This window comes from Bacillus sp. FSL R5-0659 (assembly GCF_038008785.1).
GTDB classification, from domain to species: domain Bacteria; phylum Bacillota; class Bacilli; order Bacillales; family Bacillaceae; genus Bacillus; species Bacillus safensis.
The window spans coordinates 1100881-1126989 of record NZ_JBBOZU010000001.1; the positions used below are offsets into that span (position 1 = coordinate 1100881).

A 26109-nucleotide genomic window follows, 5' to 3' on the forward strand; every position below is an offset into this window, starting at 1 on the left:
GGCTTTTTTTTATGATAATTTTTTCTTGAAGGCACTAATCATAGGACCAACATCTTTAAACACAGGCTTCAGCTCATCGATGGAGTTCATAATGTTCCCAATTTGATTCATGACATGCATGTAGTCAATTGAGTCATCACTTGAAGATGTCTCCGCACGTTCCTCCTTTGCCTCTGACTTGGTTTTCTCCTTTTCAATCGGCTGTCCAAACATCATTGCTGAGAAAATATCTTTTTGCGCCATATCACATGTTCCTTTCTACTATTGGTATATATCATTAATCTATGAAAAAAGTGAGAGGAAAGGTTAGACGTTTGTATTGCCAAGAAGAAAAAAATAAGGTAAAATTAGTACCAGATACTAATATAAGATCACAATATCACATGCTCGTATGAGTAAAAGGAGTCTTATTCAATGAATGCTGGAATTATTGGCCTTGGCCGCTATATACCTGAAAAAGTATTAACAAATCATGATTTAGAAAAAATGGTTGAAACTTCTGACGAGTGGATTCGTACTAGAACAGGTATAGAAGAAAGAAGAATTGCATCTGATGATGTCAATACATCTCATATGGCGCTTGCTGCTGCAAAAAAAGCATTAGCTGACGCAGATGTGGCTGCAGAAGATATCGATATGATTCTTGTAGCGACAGTCACGCCAGATCAAGCATTTCCGACAGTCGCTTGTATGATTCAAGAGCAGCTCGGTGCACATAAAGCATGTGCAATGGATATTAGCGCTGCGTGTGCTGGCTTTATGTATGGGCTTGTTACTGGAAAACAATTTATCGAATCAGGAACTTACAAACACGTGCTTGTCGTCGGTGTTGAAAAACTTTCTCGCATTACCGACTGGGATGACCGCAATACAGCTGTTTTGTTTGGAGATGGAGCTGGAGCTGCTGTGCTGGGAGAAGTCAGCGAAGGCAAAGGAATTCTATCATTTGAACTCGGAGCAGATGGAAGCGGCGGGAAGCACTTGTACTTAGATGAAAAAGATCATACAATCATGAATGGACGAGAAGTATTTAAATTTGCTGTAAGACAAATGGGCGAGTCAAGTGTAAACGTCATTGAAAAAGCTGGACTATCAAAAGAAGACGTTGACTTCTTGATCCCGCATCAAGCAAATATTCGCATTATGGAAGCAGCACGCGAACGATTAGAGCTGCCAGTTGAAAAAATGTCGAAGACTGTCCATAAATATGGAAACACATCAGCAGCTTCTATTCCAATTTCACTATGTGAAGAAATCGAAGCCGGAAAAATTCATGACGGCGATGTGATTGTAATGGTTGGTTTTGGCGGCGGATTAACTTGGGGCGCAATCGCTATGCGATGGGGCCGATAAAAGAGTGGGGTGCACAAATTAATGGATAAGAAACGAGTAGTTGTTACAGGATTAGGTGCTTTGACACCACTTGGCAACGATGTAGAGTCAACATGGAAAAATGCTTTAGCGGGTGTATCAGGGGTTGGACCGATTACACGTGTCGATTCAAGTGAATATACCGCAAAAGTAGCAGCAGAACTAAAAGATTTTAACATTGAAGATTACATGGAGAAAAAAGAAGCGCGAAAAATGGCACGCTTTACGCAATATGCAGTCGTTGCTGCTCAAAAGGCGCTCGAAGATTCACGTCTTGAAATCACAGATGAAATCGCACCGCGTGTTGGTGTATGGGTTGGGTCTGGTATTGGCGGACTTGAAACATTTGAAGAGCAGTTCGAAGTGTATTCAAATAAAGGGGCAAGACGCGTAAGTCCATTCTTCGTCCCAATGATGATTCCTGATATGGCGACAGGTCAAATCTCTATTGCACTTGGTGCAAAAGGAGTTAACTCTTGTACAGTGACAGCATGTGCAACAGGTACAAACTCAATTGGTGATGCATTTAAAGTCATTCAGCGCGGAGATGCAGATGCAATGATCACAGGCGGAACAGAAGCGCCGTTAACAAAAATGTCGTTTGCGGGTTTCTGTGCGAACAAAGCCCTTTCGACAAATCCTGATCCAAAGACAGCAAGCCGTCCGTTCGACAAAAACCGTGACGGATTTGTCATGGGTGAAGGTGCAGGGATTATTGTTCTTGAAGAACTTGAGCATGCGTTAAAACGTGGTGCGACCATTTATGCTGAAATCGTTGGTTATGGTTCAACTGGAGATGCCTACCATATTACGGCGCCAGCTCCAAACGGTGAAGGCGGCGTCCGTGCAATGCAAGAAGCGATTCGAGATGCAGGTTTGTCTGTGGAAGACATTGATTATATCAATGCCCACGGAACAAGCACACCTTACAATGATAAATTTGAAACAATGGCGATTAAAGAAGTGTTCGGAGAGCATGCGAACCAGCTTGCAATCAGTTCAACAAAATCAATGACAGGTCACTTACTTGGCGCAGCGGGCGGAGTAGAAGCTATTTTCTCTGTTCTTGCGATTAAAGACAGCGTCATTCCTCCGACCATTAATCTTGAAACACCGGATGAAGAATGTGATCTTGATTATGTAGCAAATGAAGCACGTTCAAAAGAAGTACAAGTTGCTTTAAGTAACTCACTTGGTTTTGGCGGGCATAATGCGACAATAATTTTCAAAAAATACGAAGCGTAATACTTCCTGAGAAAGCGGCGGTCGATAAACAGATCGCCGCTTTTTTGCATATGATGAAAATGGAGGTGTTCAGCGGTATGGGTCTGATCAATACACAATATCTCATTCATCAATCATCATCATTTCAGGAGCTTGCGGCGCGCTTTATTCCTTATTTTAAAGGGGCAGAGGAAAAAGAATGGTCGTCTATCCTCGCTCACCTGCAGCATCACGGGATGGTTCGGTCTTGGAGCTCGTGTAAAAACATGATCGACAAGCTCAAAGAAAAAGGGTACTTCAAGCTTGTCATGAAAGAATACCAAACGCTTCAAAAAGAGTGGGAAGGTCCTGACATCCCTGTGTTTATTTTACCTGTCAACGAGAGCAGCAGAGAAATCAGAGAGCAATTTTATTATCAATCCGGCATGGCATTTGATGACAAGGTCTTTCTTTTTTTGTCTCCAAATACCCCGAAGGAGCGAATCGGTACATTGCTGACTCACGAGTATCACCATGTATGCAGGCTGCATTTTCTCTCAAAAGAAGAAAAAGACTTTACATTCCTCGATACAATCATGATGGAGGGGCTCGCTGAATATGCTGTGTATCATAGATATGGTGAAAGCTATACAGCGAAATGGACCACCTTCTATAGCGAATCCCAGCTTCAGCGCATGTACAAGAAATGGGTATCCAGTCATCTTGATCAAAAAGTCCAGGACGACGAAAGGCTGATACAGAATCTTCTTTATGGAAAAGGGAACTACCCTAAAATGCTTGGTTACGCCACCGGGTTTTATATCGTGAAAAAATATTTTAATGAGCACCGAATCAGCGAGGAGTCTATGATTGCAGAGCCGTCAGAAACTTTTTTAAAAGCGATAGAATCAAAAAGTGAGTAATTCACATAAAAAGAGACATATTACAAATTTACTAAATACTTCTTGATTTCGTCATAGCGATGTAATAATATACAAATAATTCTTTTTATTTTAAAAAGACGGAATATTCAGGTTCGATTCTATTGATCTATGGAGAAAGGGGCGAATGAATGAGCACGCTGCTTGAAGTGCAAAACTTAAAAACATATTTTTTTCGAAAAAAGGAACCGATACCTGCTGTTGATGGCGTTGATTTCAGCATCAACAGAGGAGAAACTGTCGCATTAGTCGGTGAGTCTGGATCTGGCAAAAGCATTACGTCCTTATCCATTATGGGTCTGATTCATGGAACTGGTGGGAAAATTATGGACGGTTCTATCAAACTTGATGGAAAGGACCTTGTTACATATAGTGAAAAGGAATTATGCAGCATCCGTGGTAATGAAGTATCTATGATCTTTCAGGAACCCATGACCTCACTTAATCCCGTCTTAACCATCGGAGAACAAATAACAGAAATCCTCATCTATCACAAAAAATTTTCAAAAAAAGAAGCGGTCAAAAAAGCGGTTGATCTGCTGAAGCTTGTTGGTTTTTCCCGTCCGGAGCAAATCATGAAAGATTATCCGCATCGATTATCAGGCGGCATGCGGCAAAGAGTAATGATTGCCATAGCGCTCAGCTGTGATCCGAAGCTTCTCATTGCAGATGAACCGACAACAGCCCTGGATGTGACCATTCAAGCACAGGTCCTCACATTAATGAAAGATTTATGCTCTACCTTTGGTACTTCTATTCTTCTTATCACACATGATTTAGGTGTCGTGTCTGAAGTAGCAGATCGAGTGATTGTCATGTACTGCGGACAGGTTGTTGAAAATGGAACCGTGGAAGAGTTGTTTGAACAGCCGCTTCATCCTTACACAGAAGGGCTGCTTGAATCAATTCCTGTCATTGACGGAGACATCCAGCCGTTAACAGCTATCAAAGGAAATGTTCCTGCGCCAGATCAGCTTCCAGCCGGCTGCCGCTTTGCTCCTAGATGTCCGCAAGTGAAGGAACGCTGCCTGGGTGAACTGCCTAAGCTGAGAACATTTGAAGATGGCAGAAGCGTCAGATGTTTCTTATATGAGGAGGCAGATCAAACATGACCCTTGCTCAAAATCAAACACAAATAACGGAATTACCAGAGAAAGAAACGATTCTTGAACTGAATCAGATTCGAAAACATTTTCCGATTAAAGCGGGTGTCTTTCAGAAAAAAGTCGGTGCAGTAAAAGCTGTTGACGGCATAGACTTGAAGATTTATAAAGGTGAAACGTTAGGTATTGTCGGGGAGTCAGGATGCGGTAAATCCACATTAGGACGGACGATGATTCGTCTATATGAACCAACTGACGGTCAAATCTTTTTTAAAGGGCAAGACATCACGCGCGTATCAGAATCAAAGCTAAGACAATCTACACGAAAAAACATCCAAATGGTTTTTCAAGATCCCTTTGCATCACTCAACCCTAGAAAAACACTTCGAAGCATCATCAAAGAACCCTACAAAACACATCACTTATATTCCTTAAAAGAAAGAAATGAAAAAGTAGAACAGCTTTTATCAAAGGTAGGTCTACATCCAAGCTTTGCGAACCGCTATCCCCATGAATTTTCAGGCGGGCAGAGGCAGCGAATCGGCATCGCTCGTGCGCTTGCCATGAATCCCGACATGATCATCGCAGATGAGCCTGTATCGGCACTTGATGTATCCATTCAGGCGCAGGTCATTAATCTAATGGAGGAGCTTCAGGAGGAATTTGACCTTACCTATCTATTTATCTCTCACGATTTAAGTGTGGTCAGGCATATTAGCGATAGAGTCGGCGTCATGTATCTCGGCAAAATGATGGAGCTTGCCGATAAACATAGTCTGTACGATGAACCGCTCCATCCATATACACAGGCTCTGCTTTCTTCCGTTCCTGTCACCCGTAAAAAAGGGCAGGTGAAAAGAGAACGCATTATGCTGCAAGGCGACCTGCCGAGTCCTGCAAATCCGCCAAAAGGCTGCGTATTTCACACAAGATGCCCGCATGCGAAAGAAATCTGTAAAGAAAAAGTACCAGCATTTCAGGAGTTAAAAACGAACCACTTTGTTGCCTGCCACCTCTACAACGCTTGATCAAGCTTGTATGATCTCATCTTTGAGAGGGGGGATGACACAGGATTCTGTCATTATTTTCAAAAAAGAATAGGGGGAATTGTCTATGAAAGTTAGAAATAGAAAGTCCATATTGGTCAGTTTACTGCTGATTTTCACATTAATCCTAGCTGCTTGTTCTGGTGGAAATAAGACGTCAGGAGACAGCGAAAAGAAATCCACAGGTAAACCGGTACAAGGCGGAGATCTTGTCATCGGTTCAATTGCAGAGCCAACATTATTTAACTCTCTGTATTCTACAGATGTGGCAAGCTCTGATATTGAAGAAAGAATCTACAGCTTCTTACTTCAAACAGACGGAAAGCTGAACCCTCAGCTATCGCTGGCAGAGGATATTAAAGAATCGGATGACGGCAAGCAGTTTGATGTCACCATTAAAAAAGGTGTGAAGTTTCATGATGGTGAAGAACTGACTGCTGATGATGTTGTGTTTACATACAGCATTCCAATCAATAAGGACTACAATGGGGAGCGCGGATCAGGCTTTGAAGTATTAGAGTCTGTTAAAAAGACAGGGGATTACTCGATCGAATTCAAACTCAATAAAAAAGATCCCTATTTTTATAATGTCACACTAGGAAGCTACGGTATTTTACCTAAGCATATTTTAGGTGATGTGCCTATAAAGGACCTCGGTGAAAACGAATTTAACAGAAAAAAACCAATCGGTTCAGGTCCATTTAAATTTGCAGAGTGGAAAGAAGGAGACTACGTCAAACTAGAAGCCTTTGACGATTATTGGGATGGACGTCCATACCTTGATACCGTCACGATTAAAACGATTCCTGACCAAAATGCAGCCATTGCTCAGCTGTCGGCAGGCGATATTGATTTCTTTGCTGTACCAGGAGCGGAGCTGCAAACAGCTGAAAAAGTGAGCAACATTAAAATTGAATCTGACTTAGGCCTGAATTATTCATACATTGGCTGGAACCAGAAAAATGATCTTTTTAAAAGTAAAAAGGTCCGCCAAGCGCTGACACATGCCATTGATCGTCAAACGATTGTTGACCAAGTGTTAGATGGAGACGGCAAAGTAGCTAACATTCCAGAAAGTCCGCTGTCCTGGAACTATCCAAAGGATGAAAGTGTTCCAGTATTTGAATTTGATCAAGAAAAAGCCAAAAAGATGCTGAAAGAAGAGGGATGGGAGGATACAGATGGAGACGGCTATCTTGATAAGGATGGCAAGAAATTCTCCTTTGTCATAAAGACCAACCAAGGAAATAAAGTTCGTGAAGATATCGCTGTCGTTGTCCAGCAGCAGCTCAAAGAAATTGGTGTGGAAGCGAAGCCGCAAATTGTGGAATTCAGTGCACTCATTGAGCAGACGACACCGCCTAAATGGGATTATGATGCACTGCTGCTCGGCTGGAGCCTTGCGACATTCCCTGATCAATTCAGCATCTTCCACTCAAGCCAGTCAGAAAAAGGCTTAAATAACATCTGGTATAAAAATAAAGAGGTCGATAAGCTGTTAGTCGATGCTAAAAAATTAAGCGATCGAAAAGATTATTCAAAGGCATATGAAAAAATTTATAAACTGATCGCAGAGGATCAGCCATATACGTTCCTTTACTATGCTAACTCACATCGCGCTATGCCATCTAATCTTCAAGGCTATTCTTACCACCCGAAAGATGAGTATTACAAAATCGAAAAATGGTGGCTTGAACAGTAGGCTGATAGTGAAGAGGGGGAGGATTCTCCCCATTCACCGTGAGAACAATTCCTTGCATTTGGTGTCCGGTCTTTGCGTGGTGCTAATCGCGCTCTGCATCAGCACGAGAATTCAAGGGGGGTTATATCACGCTGAAAAGAAGACAAAGGGCTAAAATAACTTCATTTTAGCCTTTTTTTCACAGAATGGCGATCCGATGAAAAAGGAGTTGTGCATATGGTTACATATATCATTAGAAGGACATTGCTCTCTATTCCTATTTTATTAGGGATTACCATTTTGTCCTTTGCCATTATGAAAGCAGCACCAGGCGATCCGATGTCACTCATGATGGACCCTACCATTAGTGCGGCAGACCGGGAAGCATTTATTGATAAGTACGGCTTGAATGATCCGGAATATGTGCAATATATGAAATGGCTTGGCAATATGCTTCAAGGTGACTTTGGCACATCCATTGTCAAAAAGGGAACGCCCGTGGCTGATTTGATTTTTGCCCGGCTGCCAAATACCCTCATCCTCATGATTTTTTCTACATTAGTTGCCCTGCTGATCGCCATCCCATTTGGTGTTCTTTCAGCAAAACGTCCGTATACAAAGCTTGACTATGGGATTACGGTTACATCTTTTATCGGACTGGCTATTCCAAACTTTTGGTTTGGTCTCATCCTCATTATGGTTTTATCCGTGAACCTAGGGTGGTTCCCGACTGGCGGAGTCTCTACCTTGAATGCTGATTTTAATGTGTTTGATCGGCTCCATCACATTATTTTACCTGCCTTTGTTTTAGCAACGGCTGATATGGCAGGGCTGACCCGGTACACAAGGTCGAGTATGCTTGATGTCATGAGGCAGGATTACATTCGCACCGCAAGAGCGAAAGGCTTTAGAGAAAACAAAGTTATTTTTAAACATGGTTTACGAAACGGTCTTATGCCTGTCATAACGATTTTCGGATTGATGATACCATCCTTTATTGGCGGCGCGGTTGTGGTGGAACAAATCTTCACCTGGCCTGGACTTGGAAAGCTGTTCATTGATTCTGCCTTTTCGAGAGATTATCCGGTCATTATGGCGATGACCGTTATTTCCGCAGTGCTCGTGGTGGTGGGAAATTTAATAGCGGATATTTTATATGCGATCGTTGACCCGCGTATTGAATATTAGAAGGGAGCTGAAGGACAATTGGCACAGCCTAATATGGGAACACCTCCTGTTGATATCAAATTAAAGGAGGGCCTTCCGCCAAAGCCAGAGACAATGCTGCGTTTATTTTGCGAGAAATTTTTCAAAAATAAATTGGCAGTTGCCGGCTCCGTGATCTTATTGGTCATTATTTTTTCTGCCATTTTTGCTCCAGTGATCGCTCCATATGCACCAGAGCATCAAGATTTATTGAAGCGGCTCCAGCCGCCAAGTGCTGAGCATTTTATGGGCACAGACAAGTTTGGCCGCGATATTTTCTCAAGGGTACTATATGGCGCGCGCGTTTCTTTATTGGTCGGTTTCGTCTCGGTGGTTGGTGCAATCACTATTGGAACTGTCGTTGGCGCGGTCGCGGGGTATTTCAAAGGGTTTGTTGATTCCTTGTTAATGAGGTTTGTGGATGTCGTGTTGTCGATTCCAGACATTTTTTTATTGATCACGCTCGTCACCATTTTCAAACCGGGCATTGATAAATTAATTTTAATCTTTGCTTTGACAGGCTGGACAACAACCGCCAGGCTCATTCGCAGTGAATTCTTATCACTTCGAACAAGAGAATTCGTACTCGCGGCAAGAACCATTGGAACGAAAAATCATGTCATCATCTTTTCGCATATTTTACCGAACTGTATCGGTCCTATTATTGTGTCAGCTACATTAAAAGTAGGCTCTGTCATTTTAGCTGAATCAACGCTCAGCTACCTTGGCTTTGGTATTCAGCCGCCAACGGCAAGCTGGGGCAACATGCTGCAAGATGCACAAAATTTCTCGATTATGGTGCAAGCGTGGTGGTACCCGCTTTTCCCAGGCTTACTCATTTTGCTGACTGTTTTATGCTTTAATTTTTTAGGAGATGGGCTGAGAGATGCGCTTGATCCTAAAAAGCTGAAGTAAGGTTTAAAGGGGCTCTGCGTGCGCTCTCCGTTTCCTGAATGAAATAAAGACACGAAGCCGTCATTCATCCAGCTTGAAGTTTTGATAAAGTTGGAATAATTTCTCTATCCCTTGCCCATACTGTGGACAACAGTTTTTATAAAGTGAGGGATTGGTTATGTTATTTCTTCATGACGTATGGGTGAATTGGTTTGAAGGGGAAGAAAATGGCTACAATGTGTGTCATTTTCATGAGTGGCGTAAGGAGGACAGCGTTGAGCTGTTAGATCAAGTGCCTTTACTTAAGGTGCAGAGTCCTTTGTTTGATTACATAGAGAATGATCTTTCAGAGCTGCCAAAGACGCTGCTAGAGTCTGTATTTGAGAAATCATATATTCGAAAAAATCATGAGCGCCGTAAATTAGAGTATTGCTTTGTAGTCACAGATGGCATACGAATCATTGCCGTGGATACGATTGGGTATTCCATTCCTGTGAGAAAAAGCCGCTTGATCCCAAGGCAGGAGCAATTGGTCTATGAAATGGTGAAAGATGTGAAAGCAGAAGAATATGAATTCTCTAAGGACAGTCTTGAATCGACGAAGGAGTACCACATTCTATCACTGCCGCCGCAGCATATCAGCGGATTAACGAGAAAAGAAAGACAGCTGAAGCAGCTGATGTTTATGGCGCTCGATCAATTAAAGGGGCTCCAAAACAGGGCGGAGATTGCGTATTGGTATACGGAATGGAACCCGCGCATGTACAACCAAATCAAACGAATGTCATTCGAAGAGATTTGGAACATGCTTTACAATGAAACGATTGATGGGTGGTCAGAGAATCATTTAGCCTTCTGTGAAAAAATGATTAAAGGACAGCCATTTTTCGAAAAGCTTTGGGAAATGGAAAACGAATCAAAAGTAAATTAGAAAAAGCTTGCAGCGGGTAGTGCTGCAAGCTTTTTTTATTTGCGTTTTCTGCCAAGACCCATCGCATTCTCCATTTTTTTCAGCATTTTGTTTGCTGCGCGGTTTGCTTTTTCAGCACCTTCGTCTAGAATACGGTCAAGCTCGTCTGATTCAATCAGTTCATAGTAACGATCTTGAATTGGTTTTAAAGCATCAACGACAACGTTCGCAAGATCTCCTTTAAACTCACCATATCCTTTGCCTTCGTACTTTTGCTCCAGCTCTGCAATCGATATGTTGCCTAATACAGAATAAATCGTCAGCAAGTTGGCAATTCCAGGCTTGTTCTCTTTGTCATACTTGACGATGCCTTCTGAATCCGTCACAGCACTTTTGATTTTCTTTTCAAGCTGCTTTGGTTCATCTAATAAGGTAATGAAGGATTTTTGGTTCGGATCGGATTTGCTCATTTTTTTCGTTGGATCTGTTAAAGACATTATCCGAGCGCCTTCTTTTGGAATTTTCACTTCAGGCACAGTGAAGATGTCATTGTATTTTCGGTTAAAGCGTTCAGCAAGCGTTCTAGTCAATTCAAGATGCTGCTTTTGGTCTTCTCCAACAGGGACTAAATCAGTACCATATAATAAGATATCGCCTGCCATTAATGGGGGATACGTTAATAGGCCTGAAACAACGGCTTCCTTACCAGCGGATTTGTCCTTAAATTGGGTCATTCTTTCTAATTCTCCAATATAAGCAACACATTGCAGCATCCATCCTGCCTGGGCGTGAGCAGGTACCTCTGATTGGATAAACAATGTTGCCTTCTCTGGATCAAGTCCAACGGCTAAATAAAGAGCTGCTAAGCTTCTAATATTTTGGCGGAGAGCTAATCGGTCCTGACTCACTGTAATCGCATGCTGATCTACGACACAAAAATAGCCATTATAGTCATGCTGCAAATCGACAAATTGCTTCATTGCTCCAATATAGTTCCCTAATGTGACAGAACCGCTCGGCTGAATGCCTGAAAAAATTGTCTTCTTTGTCATACTAAAACCTCTTTTCTTCAATATAAAAAGGCCCACCCATCACTTTTCAACAGAAAAGGGACGAATGAACCGTGGTACCACCCTTGTTATTTCACATAGAAATCACTCAAGACGTTGATAACGGAGACTGCTCCGTCTAAGCCTACTCACTTTTTTAGAAGTGTTCGGTTAGCTGCTCCAAAGCCCATTCCATAAATGCCATTATCTGCTCACACCGGCCGCAGACTCTCTGTAAATGGTGAATATATGTACTCTTCTTTTTCATCGCAACAATATGTCTATCTATTATAAAGGATGCCCATGAAAAAGTCACGAAGCCATTATGTGACCTTCTCATCATGCCTATTGACACTTAAAATTTTAGATAAAATAACAAATATCTGTCAGAATTTTTTAAAAAAGGATGATTAATTATATGTATAAAACATTATTCCTGCTGAATTTGTTAAATTATTTTAATCAATTTACGCTTTAATTTGTTGAAGTGATTGAGACTTTAGTTTATAAAAATCCCTCTTTATCCCCATTTACGTTTTTAAAAAATATATGAAATTGATATTGCAATAAATTATTCTATTCATTATAATGAATTTGTTCACACGTTTGTGCTAGGCTCTTTACATAGTGAAAATTCAGAAAAAACAAAAGAAATAGAAAGTAAGCTATTCAGGGACTTTTTTACGCTATTTCTTAAATCTGAATCTCATCTTCTATCGAGACCTTTGAACTAAAAACATATTATAAGGGGGAATACAGTTGAAAAAGCGTTGGTCTGTTGTTACTTTAATGCTTATTTTCACACTTGTATTAAGCGCTTGTGGTTTCAGCGGAAACAAATCAGGCGACAGCACGAGCAGTTCTGGAGAGGCTAAAACAACATTAAATGTGAATATCTCCACTGAGCCTTTTTCTCTACATCCGGGATTGGCAAATGATTCAACTTCAGGTAGTGTCATCCGTCAGACTTTTGAAGGATTAACACGAATTAACGCTGAAGGAAAGCCAGAAAATGCAATGGCTTCTGATATCAAAACAAGTGCTGATGGTAAAACATACACATTCACACTTCGTGATGCAAAATGGTCTAATGGTGACCCTGTTACAGCTAAAGATTTCGAATATGCTTGGAAATGGGCATTAGATCCTAAAAATGAATCTCAATATGCTTACCAGCTTTACTATATTAAAGGTGCTGAAGCAGCGAACAAAGGGAAAGCGAAAGTTGCTGATGTTGGCATTAAAGCTAAAGACGACAAAACGCTTGTAGTTGAGTTAGAGAACCCAACACCGTTCTTTACTGAACTAACTGCATTCTATACGTATATGCCAGTCAACAAAAAAGTGGCTGAAAAGAATAAAAACTGGTACACAAATGCTGGTGAAAACTACGTATCTAACGGACCATTCGTTCTTTCTAAATGGAAACATGGCGGTTCTATCACGCTTGAAAAGAACAATGAATACTGGGATAAAGATACTGTGAAATTGAAAAAAATCAACATGTCTATGATCAAAGATACAAACACTGAGCTTAGCATGTTCAAAAAAGGCGAGCTTGACTGGGCTGGTATGCCAACTGGAAGCCTTCCAACTGAGTCTTTAAAAACATTGAAAAAAGAAGGCGGTCTGAAAATCCAAACGATCGCTGGTATCTATAACTACAAATTCAATACAAAAGTAAAACCTTTAAACAATGCAAACATCCGTAAGGCCCTGACATACTCAATCAACCGTCAAGCGATCGTTGACAAAATTACGCAAGGTGAACAAGTTCCAGCAATGGCAATTGTTCCACCAACAATGGATGGTTTCGAGGGCAACAAAACTGGCTACTTCAAAGATCATGATGTAGACACAGCTAAAAAACTTCTTGAAAAAGGTGCGAAAGAATTAGGTTATAAATCTGTTTCTGATCTTCCAACATTGAAACTTTCTTACAACACTGATGAAGGCCACCAAAAGATTGCACAAGCAATTCAAGAAATGTGGAAAAAAGATTTAGGTGTGAAAGTTGAACTTGATAACTCTGAGTGGAACGTATACATCGACAAAATCCACAGCGGAGACTACCAAATCGGACGTATGGGCTGGTTAGGTGACTTCAACGATCCAGTGAACTTCCTTGAGCTTTACAAAGATAAAGACGGTGGAAACAACGATACTGGATGGGAAAGCAAAGAGTACAAACAATTGTTGAATGATTCTGCAAAAGAAACAGATAAAACAAAGCGTGAAGAAATGCTGAAAAAAGCAGAAGAAATTCTCATCAATGATATGCCTGTAGCACCAATTTACTTCTACACTCAGCCTTGGGTACAAGATCCAAAACTTAAAGGTGTAGTTGTATCTGGACTAGGTGATGTTCAATACAAATGGGCACATTTCGAAAAGTAAGAGTTATAGTGTAAGAGATCTACGGCAAGGATCTTAAGGTATATGGAGGATGTCTCTCCATATACCTTTCTTGCTGATTAGAGAATTTGTTGTAAAATCATGGAGGTGCAATTCCGTTGCTTAAATATATCGGTAAGCGATTAATATATATTTTAATCACACTGTTTGTTATTGTAACTGCAACTTTCTTTCTCATGCAGGCAGCACCTGGTGGTCCATTCTCTGGTGAGAAGAAACTTCCTGCTGAAATTGAAGCAAACCTAAACGAGCACTATGGATTGGACAAGCCCTTATTTGTTCAATATGTAAGCTACCTAGGTTCAGTTGCAAAATTAGATTTTGGTCCCTCATTTAAATATAAAGGACAAACCGTAAATGACTTAATCAGTTCTGGATTCCCCGTTTCCTTTACCCTCGGAATTGAGGCAATTCTCCTCGCATTAGCATTTGGTGTATTGTTTGGGGTCCTTGCAGCGCTCTATCATAACAAGTGGCAAGACTATACGATTGCCATTTTAACGATCTTTGGAATCTCAGTTCCAAGTTTTATTTTAGCGGCGCTACTACAATATGTATTTGCATCTGAGGCAAGCATTATAGCGATCTTCCCAGTTGCAGGATGGGAGTCTTGGGCCAGCACCGTACTACCTTCTATTGCACTTTCCTTCATGCCAATGGCATTTATCGCTAGACTTGCACGGTCAAGTATGCTTGAAGTACTAAACAGTGACTACATTAGAACGGCTAGAGCAAAAGGATTAACAAAATCAGCTGTGACGATCAAACACGCGATCCGAAACGCATTGTTACCTGTTATCACATACATGGGACCAATGGCTGCTTCAGTTTTAACAGGTAGTTTTGTCGTTGAGAAGATTTTTGGTATCCCTGGCTTAGGCTCTCACTTTGTCACAAGCATTACAAACCGTGATTACACCGTCATTATGGGTGTAACAGTCTTCTACAGTATTATTCTATTAATCAGTATTCTAGTCGTTGACGTCCTTTACGGTATTATCGATCCTAGAATTAAACTGACGAAGGCGAAGAAAGGGGTCTAACACATGGAAGAGATGAGAAAAGATTTATTTGTGCCTGCGACAGCTGACGCAGCAGAATCTGAAAAAATTTCTAAACCTAGTCTATCTTTATGGAAGGATGCTATGCTTCGCTTCCGTGCCAATAAACTTGCAATGGTTGGACTCACAATCATTTTTATTATTGTGATGCTGGCCATCTTTGTTCCGATTTTTTCTAAATATGATTACTCTACGACCGATTTATTGAATGCTGACCAGCCGCCTTCAAAAGAGCACTGGTTTGGTACAGATGATTTAGGACGTGACATGTTTGTCCGTACATGGGTAGGGGCAAGAATTTCGATCTTCATCGGTCTTGCTGCAGCGCTCCTTGACGTAATCATCGGTATTATCTGGGGAAGTATTGCTGCGTTCAAAGGCGGCCGTACAGATGAAGTGATGATGCGTATTGCAGACGTTTTATGGGCAATTCCAACACTATTAATGGTTATCTTAATGATGGTTGTTCTGCCAAAAGGATTATTAACGATTATCCTCGCCATGACAGTCGTAGGCTGGATTAACATGGCACGTATTGTTCGGGGACAGGTTTTACAATTAAAGAGTCAAGAATACGTTCTTGCAGCACAAACATTAGGTGCGAAAACATCTAGACTTTTATTTAAACACTTAATTCCAAACTCAATGGGACCAATTCTTGTGACGATGACATTAACGATTCCTTCTGCTATCTTCACAGAGGCGTTCCTAAGCTATCTAGGGCTTGGTGTACCTCAGCCATTAGCGAGCTGGGGAACAATGGCATCTGACGGAATTCCAGCCATGACGTACTACCCTTGGAGATTATGGTTCCCAGCCGCATTTATCTGTATTACAATGTTTGGTTTTAACGTGGTTGGAGACGGACTAAGAGACGCTTTAGATCCGAAGTTGCGTAAATAAGGAGTGATTAGGATGGAACGTGAACGTATTCTAGAGGTGAAAGACCTTGCAATCTCATTTAAAACATATGGTGGAGAAGTTCAAGCCATTCGTGGTGTGAACTTCCACTTAAATAAAGGCGAGACACTTGCTATTGTAGGTGAATCTGGCTCTGGTAAAAGTGTGACATCACAAGCTATCATGAGACTAATTCCGATGCCGCCGGGTTATTTCAAGCGCGGACAGATCCTGTTTGATGGCCAAGATATTGTCAAGAAAACCGAGAAACAAATGCAAACCATTCGAGGAAAAGACATCTCAATGATCTTCCAAGATCCGATGACGTCTTTGAATCCAACGATGAAAGTCGGGAAGCAAATTACAGAAGTGCTGTTCAAGCATGAACAAATTTCAAAAGAAGCGGCTGAAAAAAGAGCCATTGAACTATTGGAGCTTGTAGGAATTCCAATGCCTGAAAAAAGAATTAAACAATATCCGCACGAATTTAGTGGCGGGATGAGACAAAGGGTTGTCATCGCCATGGCGCTTGCAGCAGATCCAAAGCTGTTGATTGCTGATGAGCCGACGACTGCGCTTGATGTAACAATTCAAGCACAAATTTTAGAATTAATGAAAGAAATTCAGAAAAAGGTTGACACTTCGATTATCTTTATTACGCATGATCTAGGTGTTGTGGCCAACGTCGCTGATCGTGTAGCTGTTATGTATGCAGGACAGATTGTGGAGACAGGGACTGTTGATGAAATTTTCTACAATCCAAAGCATCCGTATACATGGGGACTTTTAGCATCAATGCCGAGTCTTGACACTGATGGCGGAGAAGAAGGAAAGCTGACTGCCATTCCAGGAACACCACCAGATCTGACAAACCCGCCGAAAGGAGATGCATTTGCACTCCGCAGCGATTATGCAATGAAAATTGACTTCGAACAAGAACCGCCAATGTTCAAAGTATCAGATACGCATTATGTGAAATCATGGCTACTTCATCCAAATGCACCTAAAGTTGAACCGCCTGCTTCTGTAAAGGCGAGAATGCGTGAACTAGAAGGTAGCTACGAAAAACCTGTATTAGTAAAAGAGGGTGAATAGCATGGCAGAAAAACTGTTAGAAATCAAAAATTTGAAGCAGCATTTCCATACAGCAAGAGGAACTGTGAAAGCAGTTGATGGGGTTTCATTTGATATTTACAAAGGTGAAACGCTTGGTCTTGTAGGTGAGTCTGGTTGTGGTAAATCCACTACGGGTCGTTCAATCATTAGACTTTATGATGCGACAGATGGTGAAGTTCTTTATAAAGGGGAAAATGTACACGGGAAGAAATCAAGACAAAAAATGCTTGAGTTCAACCGTCAAATGCAGATGATCTTCCAAGATCCATATGCTTCACTCAATCCTAGAATGACAGTGCTTGATATCATTGCAGAGGGCATCGATATTCATGGTCTTGCGAAAACAAAACAGGCGCGTAAAGAGCGTGTGTATCAATTACTTGAAACTGTTGGATTGAACAAAGAGCATGCGAACAGATACCCGCATGAATTCTCAGGCGGTCAAAGACAGCGTATCGGAATTGCACGTGCATTAGCAGTAGAGCCTGATTTCATCATCGCCGATGAACCAATCTCTGCATTAGACGTGTCGATCCAAGCGCAGGTCGTCAACTTATTGAAAGAGCTTCAAGAGGAAAAAGGTTTAACGTACTTATTTATTGCCCATGACCTGTCCATGGTAAAATACATCAGCGATCGTATCGGCGTGATGTATTTCGGAAAATTGGTTGAGCTGGCACCAGCGAATGAATTATACGAAAACCCGCTTCATCCATACACAAAATCATTGTTGTCTGCGATTCCGCTTCCAGATCCTGATTATGAGCGTAACCGTAAACGAATCAAGTATGATCCATCTGTTCACAAAGGAACAAATACGGAGTTCCGTGAAGTGAAGCCAGGTCACTTTGTGAGCTGCACAGAGGAAGAATTCAAAGAACTTCAGGCGAAACAATCATAAGAAGAGAGAAGCACTGCTAATGCAGTGCTTTTTTTTTATTTTACAAAAAAACAAGATGATGGTAATTTTTAGTTAAGTACAAGCAGAACCGGAGGAAATCAAATGTCCAATTGGAAAACCTATCGTTATTCATTGCTTCATGTTCTCATTGTATTCATACTATTTTCAACGTCTTTTTTCAGGAAACCAAACGGAGGAAAGTGGATGCTCTTGTTTATGGTGCTCATTGGGATTGTGTCTTTTTTAGTGGAATATATGCTTAACCGAAAGACAAGGGGGCAGAAACAAGAAGCACGGCGTGTAAAATATCTTTATTTCATCATGTTGCAAATCACGATGACACTGATCTTGTTTGTCTGTATTCAACTCGTCATGAATCGTTCGTTATAAAACTTTTTTTACGTTAATTGAAAAAAAGTGAAACTACTGAAGACTTTGCTGCGTCTTACTAGTACAGGCGTTTAAATAGCAGGAAATCGGGAATATCTAAGGAAGTGGTTCTTAACTATAGCATAAGGAGCAGATCCATGAATTGGTATGAAAAGCTCAGTGAATACTTCCCGATAGAAGAAATGAAGTCAAAAGAGCATATGGAAGCTTTATTAAAGGAAAGAAGTGATATTTATCATAAGGAGGAAGGACCTCATCATGTGATGATGTACGCCGAATTTGATTCTTTCATCTTTATTGATTATTTATTTGTTTCCAAAGATGCAAGAGGTGAAGGCCTCGGATCAAAGCTGATCCATAAGCTGAAGGAAAAAAAGAAACCGATCTTGCTTGAAGTCGAGCCTGTAGATGAAGATGATGCAGATACTGCAAAACGCCTAAAGTTTTACCAAAGAGAGCACTTCAAGCATGCAGAATCAATCGGTTATAAACGCAGGTCACTTGCAACAAATGAAGTGAACCGCATGGAAATTCTTTATTGGTCGCCTCTTACAAATCATGAGGAAGAGATCATGGAAGCCATGAGGAAGACCTATGAACGAATCCATACGTATAAAGATGAAGAATGGTATGGACAATCGTATGAGGATGTTGATGATGTATTGAAGATCATTGAAAATAGAAAGCAAAAAAATATTTTCGATCATCTCGACTAAATGAGAATGTTCTGACATCAAGCAGCACACAAAATGAATGAAATTGTCTAGTTTTTGTCACAAAAATTGCAAGAAAATCTGTTCACACTTACTTTTTTATAGTATAATCACTATAAAGATTACTTATTTAGAACAATTTTAATTTAAGAATACAGATCAATATTCATTCTACAAATTGAGGAGTGAAGATTTATGGTAACATTATACACATCACCAAGCTGTACATCATGTAGAAAAGCAAGAGCGTGGTTAGAAGAGCACAATATCCCGTATCAAGAGAGAAACATTTTTTCTGAGCCTCTTTCAATCGATGAAATCAAAGAAATTCTTCGAATGACAGAAGACGGTACAGACGAAATTATCTCAACACGTTCAAAAGTATTCCAAAAACTAAATGTCAATGTTGAGACAATGCCGCTTCAACAATTGTATAAACTAATCAATGAGCATCCAGGTCTTTTACGTCGTCCAATTATCTTGGATGAAAAAAGATTACAAGTTGGGTACAATGAAGATGAAATTAGACGTTTCTTGCCAAGAACGGTTCGTACATTCCAACTAAGAGAAGCTCAGCGACTTGCTAACTAATAAAAACACGAAAAGCTGCCGATCATTTGGCAGCTTTTTTTATTTGTTTTCAGCCGTTTGTTCGTAAAAGAGGCTGGCTAATATGACCACTATGACTGTTAAAAACGGAAGCAACAATTCAAGCGTGGCATGCTGTGACATAAATTCAGTCAATTTCACATCACGCACAATCATTTCTCCGCCAGTAAAGGCCAAAAGCGCACTTCCTCCGTATAAAAGAAACGGAAATTTGGTCAAAGCTGCATGAATCAGCTTGCTTCCCCAAATAATAATCGGTACAGAAATCATGAGGCCAAAAGCGGTCAGAAGCATGTTGCCTTTTGCCGCACCTGCAACTGCGATGACATTATCAAGTGACATAAAGAGGTCGGCAATCACAATGGTTTGCACCGCACGCCAAAGGGAGCCGCTGCTCTTAATCCGAATCGATTCCTTCTTTTGTTCAATTAACAGATTGTATCCTATATAAAGGAGAAAAAGACCGCCAATAAACTGCAAATAAGGGATAGTCAATAAATAAACGGCGGCACCAGTCATTGTAATTCTCATCAGCACGGCTAAAAGTGTGCCGATCCAAATGGCTTTATTGCGTTTATCATGTGATAAATTTCGACTGGCCATTGCAATGATGAGCGCATTATCTCCGCCTAAAATCAGGTCTATGCCAATAATCATCAGTAAGGATACGATCCACTCTGTTTCCATCCATTTCACCTCATGTCCCAAATAGAGCTCGTACAACCAATATATGAAGACAATTCAAATATATGTTTCTGCAAGTTTTCTCTGCAAAAAATGCGTTTTTATTTCTTTTATTCATGTTTTATCATAAAATAGACAGTACGAAGCAATACCTCAATTCTTTAAACGGTTAACATGTAGACGGAACGGGTAAAGTGTAGTAAAGTACTATTAATTGGGAGCTTGTATGTCCCTTCAACATCTTATATAGAAGGGAAGGTTGGCAAAATGGAAATCGAAAGAATAAATGAACATACAGTAAAATTTTATATTTCCTACGGTGATATTGAAGATCGCGGATTTGACCGTGAAGAGATTTGGTATAATCGTGAGCGCAGTGAAGAGCTGTTTTGGGAAGTAATGGACGAAGTGCACGAAGAAGAAGAATTTGCAGTAGAGGGACCGCTTTGGATTCAAGTACAGGCACTTGACAAAGGTCTTGAAATTGTCGTGACAAAAGCCCAACTTTCTAAAGATGGACAAAAGCTCGAATTGCCGATTCCAGAAGATAAAAAAGATCAAACAGATGAAGAAAGCTTAGACGCACTGCTTGATGATTTTCATAAAGAAGAGCAAGATCAAGAAGACCATAATGAGAAGGACAAAAAGCTTCAACTTCAATTCGTGTTGAAAATGGATGATTTTGAAGATTTGATTGCACTTTCTCAATTAAATATGCAGGATTTTACCACAAGTTTATATTCGTTTGAAAACCGTTATTATCTATATGTTGACTTCCACGAGGATTTGTCAGATGAGCAAGTGGAGAATAAGCTCAGCATTTTGCTTGAATATGCTCATGAATCAGTTGTCAGCATCTACAGACTGAAAGAATACGGTCAGCTGATTATCGAAGGGAATGCCCTTGAAACGATTCAACAGCACTTCTCGTAACTAACAAAAAGTCGATTTCTATAGAGGAATCGGCTTTTTTATCTGAATGAATAGGTAAATAAAGAGATCGGCAAGGAGAAAATGAAATGAGAAATTTAGTCAAAGTTCTATTTTTTCTAATCATTACGATAGGTGCTTATTTAATCGTCCAATTGATTGCCGGTGATTTAGCGGTAAGTGTATTAAGTTCAGTCAGTGTTCTATTTACTTTATCGATTATTTTCATCGGATTTGTTATTTTCTTGGAGAACCGGAATCCGTCTCACACGATTACATGGCTTGTCCTGCTGGGCAGCTTTCCGTTATTCGGCTTTTTGTTCTACATTTTCTTTGGACGCAATATCAAAAAGCGCCGGCTGTTTGAAAAGAAAGCGGTATTGGATGAGCAGTTAATCCAGGAAGATGAACGTATTCATAGAGAAGCAATTGAAAAAATGACGCATATGGGTGATCATCAGCAGCTCTTATTTAAGCTGGCCCACAGACTTGGACATACTCCTATTACATATCGCACGTCCTCTAAAGTCTTAACCAATGGTGAAGAGACATTCTCTCATATTTTTGAAGAGATCAAAAAAGCAACACATCACATTCATTTAGAATATTACATTCTCCGCCACGATGACCTTGGCCAAGAATTAAAGGACATTCTAATTGAAAAAGCGAAAAATGGCGTAATTGTCCGCTTTTTATATGACGATGTAGGGAGCTTAAAGCTTTCTCGTCAATATATTGCTGACCTAGAAAAGGCTGGCGTTCAGATCGTTCCATTTTTACCAGTAAGGCTCCCTCTTTTAAATAATAAAATTAACTTCCGAAATCATAGAAAAATTGTTGTTATTGATGGAGAAGTGGGGTTTGTCGGCGGGCTTAATATCGGAGACGAATACATGGGCAGAAGTAGACAATATGGATTCTGGCGTGATACACATCTGATGATTAAGGGCGAAGCTGTTCGTGACCTCCAGCAGATTTTCATGCAGGATTGGTATTATATGACGAATGAAAGATGCTCAGGTGTGGACTATTTCAAAGATTTCAGTCACCTTGAGAGTACAACAGAAGGCGTACAAATGATTGCTGGCGGGCCTGACAAGCAGTGGGAGGTCATTAAAAATCTCTTTTTCTCTATGATCATCTCCGCTAAAAAGTCCATCTGGATCGCTTCACCGTATTTTGTCCCGGATGATGATATTTTGTCCGCATTGAAAATTGCCGCATTGAGCGGAGTAGATGTCCGGATTATTGCTCCAAAGAATCCAGATAAACGGATTGTGTTCCATGCGTCTCGTTCATACTTCCCAGAGCTTCTTGATGCAGGGGCGAAGGTGTACGAGTATGATCAAGGCTTTATGCATAGTAAATTTATTATTGTGGATAATGAACTGGCTTCAATTGGAACGGCAAACATGGATATGAGAAGCTTTCATTTGAACTTTGAAGTGAATGCCTTCCTCTATAAAACGAAAAGCACAGAGAAGCTTGTCAACGATTTCTTAGGTGATTTAGAGCAGTCACATGAAATTGTGTCAGAAGAGTTCGCAAAGAGACCTTTGAGGGTCAGACTGTTTGAATCAACTGCAAGATTATTATCACCACTTTTATAAAGATTGTATTTTCCCTCTTTTCTATAAGGGGGATTTTTTATTTTACGGAAGTTATGATCGGTAAAATCATTTTTTGACACGGTAAAAATTCATTTTCCCTTTTCGCTTTCTTATAGACGAACAAGCTATAATACGGGCATCAAAGAGCGAGGGGCGAACTGAATGAATGCAGCAATGATGGATAACGGTAAGCTTATCCGAATTACACATCATCTATCGAAAAGCCGGCTGGAGCATGTAAGAACGACGTGCAAATTTTATTGTCCTGAATGTAGGGAGGAGGTGCAATTAAAGCTAGGGGAGCATCGTGTCTATCATTTTGCGCATAAACAGCTGACAGCATGTTCGTTAGCCTCAGGCGAAACGGCTTATCATCAGGCGGGAAAGGAAGCCATTATGAATTGGCTGAAGCGGCTTGGACATAAACCTGCGCTGGAAAAGTATTTGTCAAAGGTTCATCAGCGTCCTGATGTGACCGTCTCTATAGGAAATGAAACCTATGCAATCGAATTTCAATGTGCTAATATTTCCCGGCAGGAGCTGCGCAGAAGAACAGCAGGTCTCCGTGAAGCAGGTCTCTTTCCAATATGGATGATAGGGGCAAATCGTTTGAAACGAAAATCTGCCCAGCTTTTTTCTTTCTCCTCCATTCATTGGGGAATTTTAAGGGAATCAGAGAAAAGGCGGTTGATTTTTTTCTGCCCGCTTCAAAATAAGTTCATCCATCTTGATCAATTTCTCGTGTTTCAACCAACGAAAATATGTGCGGCAATGACTGTCAGACCACCTTCCGCATACAGCAAAATTCCTGCACTCCTATCTCCGCCCTCAAGCAAGTGTCAAGTAAACCAACAATGGCTTAAATGTATACAGCAATTTAGGCAGCGTCCTCCTCGCATTTTATCAAATGAAAGCAAACGTTTGAGAGATGTTTTTTATGAGCATCATCAAACGGCATTCCCTTTTTTGCCGACTGCATTATTTATCCCGGTGCAAGAAGCGTATATCTTTACAAGTCCCGTATATGTTTGGCAAGGTTGCCTCTATGATTGGATGATGAGGAAAAAGGGAAGCAGGCGAGTAACGATTCAACAGCTCATGAAAGAAATCAACCGGTGTGTGCAGATGAAAGAAGTGAAACTCCGATATAGTGATGTGTCAAGAGAAGAAATAAAAGGGGTGGTCACTGCATATGTAAAGGCGCTTGTAAGACAAGGGTTTTTACATATGACGAAAGAGGGTAATTATGAAGTATCGTCGAATCAAATGCCAATACAAACACTTGATGAAGTGCTAAAACGAGATGCTTTCTTATTTCATTAGCATGTTTCATGACCACTTTGATCATGATAAGAAAAAGGTGGTGCTGCTATTGAATCGAAAGAAACGCTTTTTTCTCATTTTTTTAGTCTGTTTGGTATTTATTTCTGCATATGATTTGACAAATATAGTTCAAAACAAAGAAGATAAATACAACACCAATTTCTTTCACTTTCCGAAAGGTTGGTTCAACACAACTCATGCAAGGGGGATTCATATGACTTCACAAAACAAAAACAATCATCTACCAGACAGAAGCGAAGTAAAAGAAGAAAACAAATGGCGCCTTGAAGATATTTTTGAAAGCGTCGATGCATGGAACAAGGAATTCGAAGCGGTCAAAAAAGAAATTCCGAAGCTGGCACAATTTAAAGGCAAGCTGGCCCATTCTGCTGATGTCCTGTATGAAGCCCTAACCTTTCAGGATCAACTTTCTGAAAAGCTTGGCAAGCTTTATACATATGCGCACATGAAATACGATGAAGATACAACGAACTCATCCTTTCAGGCGTTAAATGATAAAGCCTCGAATCTATTTACACAGCTGTCTAGTACATCTGCTTATATTGTTCCAGAGATTTTATCAATTCAAGAAGATAAATTGCAGCAATTTATTCTGGAAAAAGAAGAATTAAAACTGTATTCTCATGCTCTCGAAGAAATTAATAAAGAGCGTCCACATATTTTAAGTGAGGAACAAGAAGCTTTATTAGCTGAGGCCTCTGAACCACTTTCATCTGCATCTACTACTTTTAGTATGTTTAACAACGCCGATATTTCGTTCCCTTCTGTAAAGGATGAGAATGGGGAGGAAAAGAAAATTACCCACGGCAACTTTATCACATTTTTGAATAGTGATGATCGTGAAGTGAGAAAGAATGCCTTTAAAGCTGTGTATAAAACGTATGATCAGTATAAGAACACACTTGCTTCTACACTAAGCGGTTCAATTAAAAAGGATAATTTTTATGCAAAAGTACGAAATTACAAATCGGCAAGAGAAGCAGCACTATCACGAAACAGCATCCCAGAAGAAGTGTATGACAATCTAATTGATACAGTTCATCAATATTTACCGTTGTTACACCGCTATATTGAATTACGCAAAAAGGTATTAAAGCTTGATGAAGTGCACAATTACGACTTGTATACACCACTTGTGAAAGATGCTGGCATGAAGCTCACCTACGATGAAGCAAAGGATTATATGCTGAAAGGGTTAGCGCCATTAGGAGAAGAATATGTGTCCGTGTTAAAAGAAGGACTCGAAAATCGCTGGGTAGACGTTTATGAGAATAAAGGGAAACGAAGCGGTGCTTATTCATCAGGAAGCTATGGTACAAATCCATATATCCTCATGAACTGGCAGAATAACATTGATAATTTGTTTACGCTGGCTCATGAATTTGGGCACTCTGTACACAGCTACTACACGAGAAAACACCAGCCATATCCGTATGGAAACTATAGTATCTTTGTAGCTGAAGTGGCTTCCACTACAAATGAAGCGTTACTAGGCGAATACCTGCTTAATCATTTAGACGATAAAAAACAGCGCTTGTATGTATTAAACCACTTGTTAGAAGGATTTAGAGGAACAGTATTCAGACAAACGATGTTTGCTGAGTTTGAGCATCTTATTCATGTGAAAGCACAAGAAGGAGAGGCTTTAACGCCAGAATTTATGACGAACCTTTATTATGACCTGAACAAGAAGTATTTTGGTGACGGCATGGTGGTTGATAAGGAAATTGGATTAGAGTGGACGAGAATTCCTCATTTCTATTACAACTATTATGTGTATCAATACGCGACAGGCTATAGTGCGGCGCAGGCATTAAGCAAGCAAATCTTACAAGAAGGAAAACCAGCGGTAGAGCGCTATACAGATTTCCTTAAAGCAGGAAGCTCTGATTATCCAATCAATGTGCTGAAAAAAGCTGGTGTTGATATGGCTTCTAAAGAACCAATTGAAGCAGCATGCCAATTGTTTGAAGAAAAACTAAAAGAAATGGAAGAGCTCATCTCCAAAACAGGTGAGTAATGAAAAGACTTC

24 protein-coding genes and 1 other annotated feature are annotated in these 26109 nt (G+C 40.4%); of the genes, 21 read left to right on the forward strand and 3 right to left on the reverse strand.

What is annotated here, in order from left to right; translation table 11 throughout:
- Positions 1-9 precede the first annotated feature (9 nt).
- Positions 10-243: a hypothetical protein gene (locus NSQ72_RS05455; RefSeq protein WP_058838841.1), complete on the reverse strand. Its 234-nt coding sequence runs from the start codon at positions 241-243 to the stop codon at positions 10-12.
- A 171-nt stretch (positions 244-414) separates the two neighbouring features.
- Between NSQ72_RS05455 and NSQ72_RS05460 the strand changes: the two genes are divergently transcribed.
- The 9 genes from NSQ72_RS05460 (at position 415) to NSQ72_RS05500 (ending at position 10376) form a co-directional block, all read left to right on the forward strand.
- The gene (locus NSQ72_RS05460) at positions 415-1353 is read left to right on the forward strand and encodes a beta-ketoacyl-ACP synthase III (protein ID WP_024425052.1); all 939 of its coding nucleotides are present in this window, start codon (positions 415-417) and stop codon (positions 1351-1353) included.
- Between the two features lie 21 nt (positions 1354-1374).
- Positions 1375-2616, forward strand: a complete 1242-nt coding sequence (fabF, locus tag NSQ72_RS05465) for a beta-ketoacyl-ACP synthase II (RefSeq protein WP_039177794.1) — start codon at positions 1375-1377, stop codon at positions 2614-2616.
- Positions 2617-2693: 77 nt separating this feature from the next.
- Positions 2694-3497 carry a DUF2268 domain-containing protein gene (locus NSQ72_RS05470; RefSeq protein ID WP_039177797.1) on the forward strand — a complete coding sequence of 268 codons (804 nt, stop codon included), beginning with the start codon at positions 2694-2696 and terminating at the stop codon, positions 3495-3497.
- Between the two features lie 149 nt (positions 3498-3646).
- Positions 3647-4627 carry an ABC transporter ATP-binding protein gene (locus NSQ72_RS05475; RefSeq protein ID WP_039177799.1) on the forward strand — a complete coding sequence of 327 codons (981 nt, stop codon included), beginning with the start codon at positions 3647-3649 and terminating at the stop codon, positions 4625-4627.
- Positions 4624-5646 (forward strand): ABC transporter ATP-binding protein, encoded by a 1023-nt coding sequence (locus NSQ72_RS05480; RefSeq protein WP_341083509.1) that lies wholly within the window; start codon positions 4624-4626, stop codon positions 5644-5646. The genes NSQ72_RS05475 and NSQ72_RS05480 overlap by 4 nt, the downstream gene beginning before the upstream one ends.
- Before the next feature lie 85 nt (positions 5647-5731).
- Entirely contained in the window at positions 5732-7366 is a 1635-nt protein-coding gene (locus tag NSQ72_RS05485; RefSeq protein ID WP_144464925.1) for a peptide-binding protein, read from the forward strand.
- A gap of 216 nt (positions 7367-7582) precedes the next feature.
- The gene (locus NSQ72_RS05490; RefSeq protein WP_034621771.1) at positions 7583-8533 is read left to right on the forward strand and encodes an ABC transporter permease; all 951 of its coding nucleotides are present in this window, start codon (positions 7583-7585) and stop codon (positions 8531-8533) included.
- A gap of 33 nt (positions 8534-8566) precedes the next feature.
- On the forward strand, positions 8567-9466 hold the full coding sequence (gene opp4C / locus NSQ72_RS05495) for an oligopeptide ABC transporter permease (RefSeq protein WP_080772319.1): 900 nt from the start codon (positions 8567-8569) through the stop codon (positions 9464-9466).
- A gap of 157 nt (positions 9467-9623) precedes the next feature.
- Positions 9624-10376 carry a YjbA family protein gene (locus NSQ72_RS05500; protein ID WP_039177811.1) on the forward strand — a complete coding sequence of 251 codons (753 nt, stop codon included), beginning with the start codon at positions 9624-9626 and terminating at the stop codon, positions 10374-10376.
- A gap of 35 nt (positions 10377-10411) precedes the next feature.
- On the opposite strand, the gene trpS is transcribed toward NSQ72_RS05500, so the two are convergent.
- Positions 10412-11407 (reverse strand): tryptophan--tRNA ligase, encoded by a 996-nt coding sequence (trpS, locus tag NSQ72_RS05505; protein ID WP_024425046.1) that lies wholly within the window; start codon positions 11405-11407, stop codon positions 10412-10414.
- 53 nt (positions 11408-11460) lie between these two features.
- Positions 11461-11681 (reverse strand) — a binding site (T-box leader).
- 482 nt (positions 11682-12163) lie between these two features.
- Between trpS and NSQ72_RS05510 the strand changes: the two genes are divergently transcribed.
- The 8 genes from NSQ72_RS05510 to spxA all read left to right on the forward strand — a co-directional run bounded on the left by NSQ72_RS05510 (position 12164) and on the right by spxA (position 19491).
- Positions 12164-13801 (forward strand): peptide ABC transporter substrate-binding protein, encoded by a 1638-nt coding sequence (locus NSQ72_RS05510; RefSeq protein WP_330544940.1) that lies wholly within the window; start codon positions 12164-12166, stop codon positions 13799-13801.
- 116 nt (positions 13802-13917) lie between these two features.
- A complete protein-coding gene (locus NSQ72_RS05515; protein WP_142944506.1) occupies positions 13918-14862 on the forward strand; it encodes an ABC transporter permease in 945 nt (314 codons plus the stop codon).
- 3 nt (positions 14863-14865) lie between these two features.
- On the forward strand, positions 14866-15783 hold the full coding sequence (locus NSQ72_RS05520; protein ID WP_047201796.1) for an ABC transporter permease: 918 nt from the start codon (positions 14866-14868) through the stop codon (positions 15781-15783).
- 12 nt (positions 15784-15795) lie between these two features.
- Positions 15796-16875: an ABC transporter ATP-binding protein gene (locus NSQ72_RS05525; protein ID WP_064498299.1), complete on the forward strand. Its 1080-nt coding sequence runs from the start codon at positions 15796-15798 to the stop codon at positions 16873-16875.
- 1 nt (position 16876) lies between these two features.
- Complete coding sequence (locus tag NSQ72_RS05530; protein ID WP_024425041.1) at positions 16877-17797, forward strand: ABC transporter ATP-binding protein; 921 nt, start codon at positions 16877-16879, stop codon at positions 17795-17797.
- Positions 17798-17899: 102 nt separating this feature from the next.
- Positions 17900-18187: a hypothetical protein gene (locus NSQ72_RS05535; RefSeq protein ID WP_330544941.1), complete on the forward strand. Its 288-nt coding sequence runs from the start codon at positions 17900-17902 to the stop codon at positions 18185-18187.
- Positions 18188-18324: 137 nt separating this feature from the next.
- On the forward strand, positions 18325-18903 hold the full coding sequence (locus NSQ72_RS05540; protein WP_024425040.1) for a GNAT family N-acetyltransferase: 579 nt from the start codon (positions 18325-18327) through the stop codon (positions 18901-18903).
- Between the two features lie 192 nt (positions 18904-19095).
- On the forward strand, positions 19096-19491 hold the full coding sequence (gene spxA, locus NSQ72_RS05545; protein ID WP_003211421.1) for a transcriptional regulator SpxA: 396 nt from the start codon (positions 19096-19098) through the stop codon (positions 19489-19491).
- A gap of 39 nt (positions 19492-19530) precedes the next feature.
- Here spxA and NSQ72_RS05550 read toward each other — a convergent pair whose 3' ends face one another.
- Positions 19531-20196 carry a TerC family protein gene (locus NSQ72_RS05550; RefSeq protein ID WP_058838847.1) on the reverse strand — a complete coding sequence of 222 codons (666 nt, stop codon included), beginning with the start codon at positions 20194-20196 and terminating at the stop codon, positions 19531-19533.
- 264 nt (positions 20197-20460) lie between these two features.
- Here NSQ72_RS05550 and mecA point away from each other — a divergent pair, with 264 nt between their 5' ends.
- The 4 genes from mecA (at position 20461) to pepF (ending at position 26097) form a co-directional block, all read left to right on the forward strand.
- Positions 20461-21126 (forward strand): adaptor protein MecA, encoded by a 666-nt coding sequence (gene mecA, locus NSQ72_RS05555; protein WP_024425038.1) that lies wholly within the window; start codon positions 20461-20463, stop codon positions 21124-21126.
- Between the two features lie 86 nt (positions 21127-21212).
- On the forward strand, positions 21213-22733 hold the full coding sequence (gene cls / locus NSQ72_RS05560) for a cardiolipin synthase (RefSeq protein WP_144490913.1): 1521 nt from the start codon (positions 21213-21215) through the stop codon (positions 22731-22733).
- A gap of 162 nt (positions 22734-22895) precedes the next feature.
- The gene (locus NSQ72_RS05565; RefSeq protein WP_268465350.1) at positions 22896-24056 is read left to right on the forward strand and encodes a competence protein CoiA family protein; all 1161 of its coding nucleotides are present in this window, start codon (positions 22896-22898) and stop codon (positions 24054-24056) included.
- 214 nt (positions 24057-24270) lie between these two features.
- Positions 24271-26097: an oligoendopeptidase F gene (pepF, locus tag NSQ72_RS05570; protein WP_282960901.1), complete on the forward strand. Its 1827-nt coding sequence runs from the start codon at positions 24271-24273 to the stop codon at positions 26095-26097.
- Positions 26098-26109 lie beyond the last annotated feature (12 nt).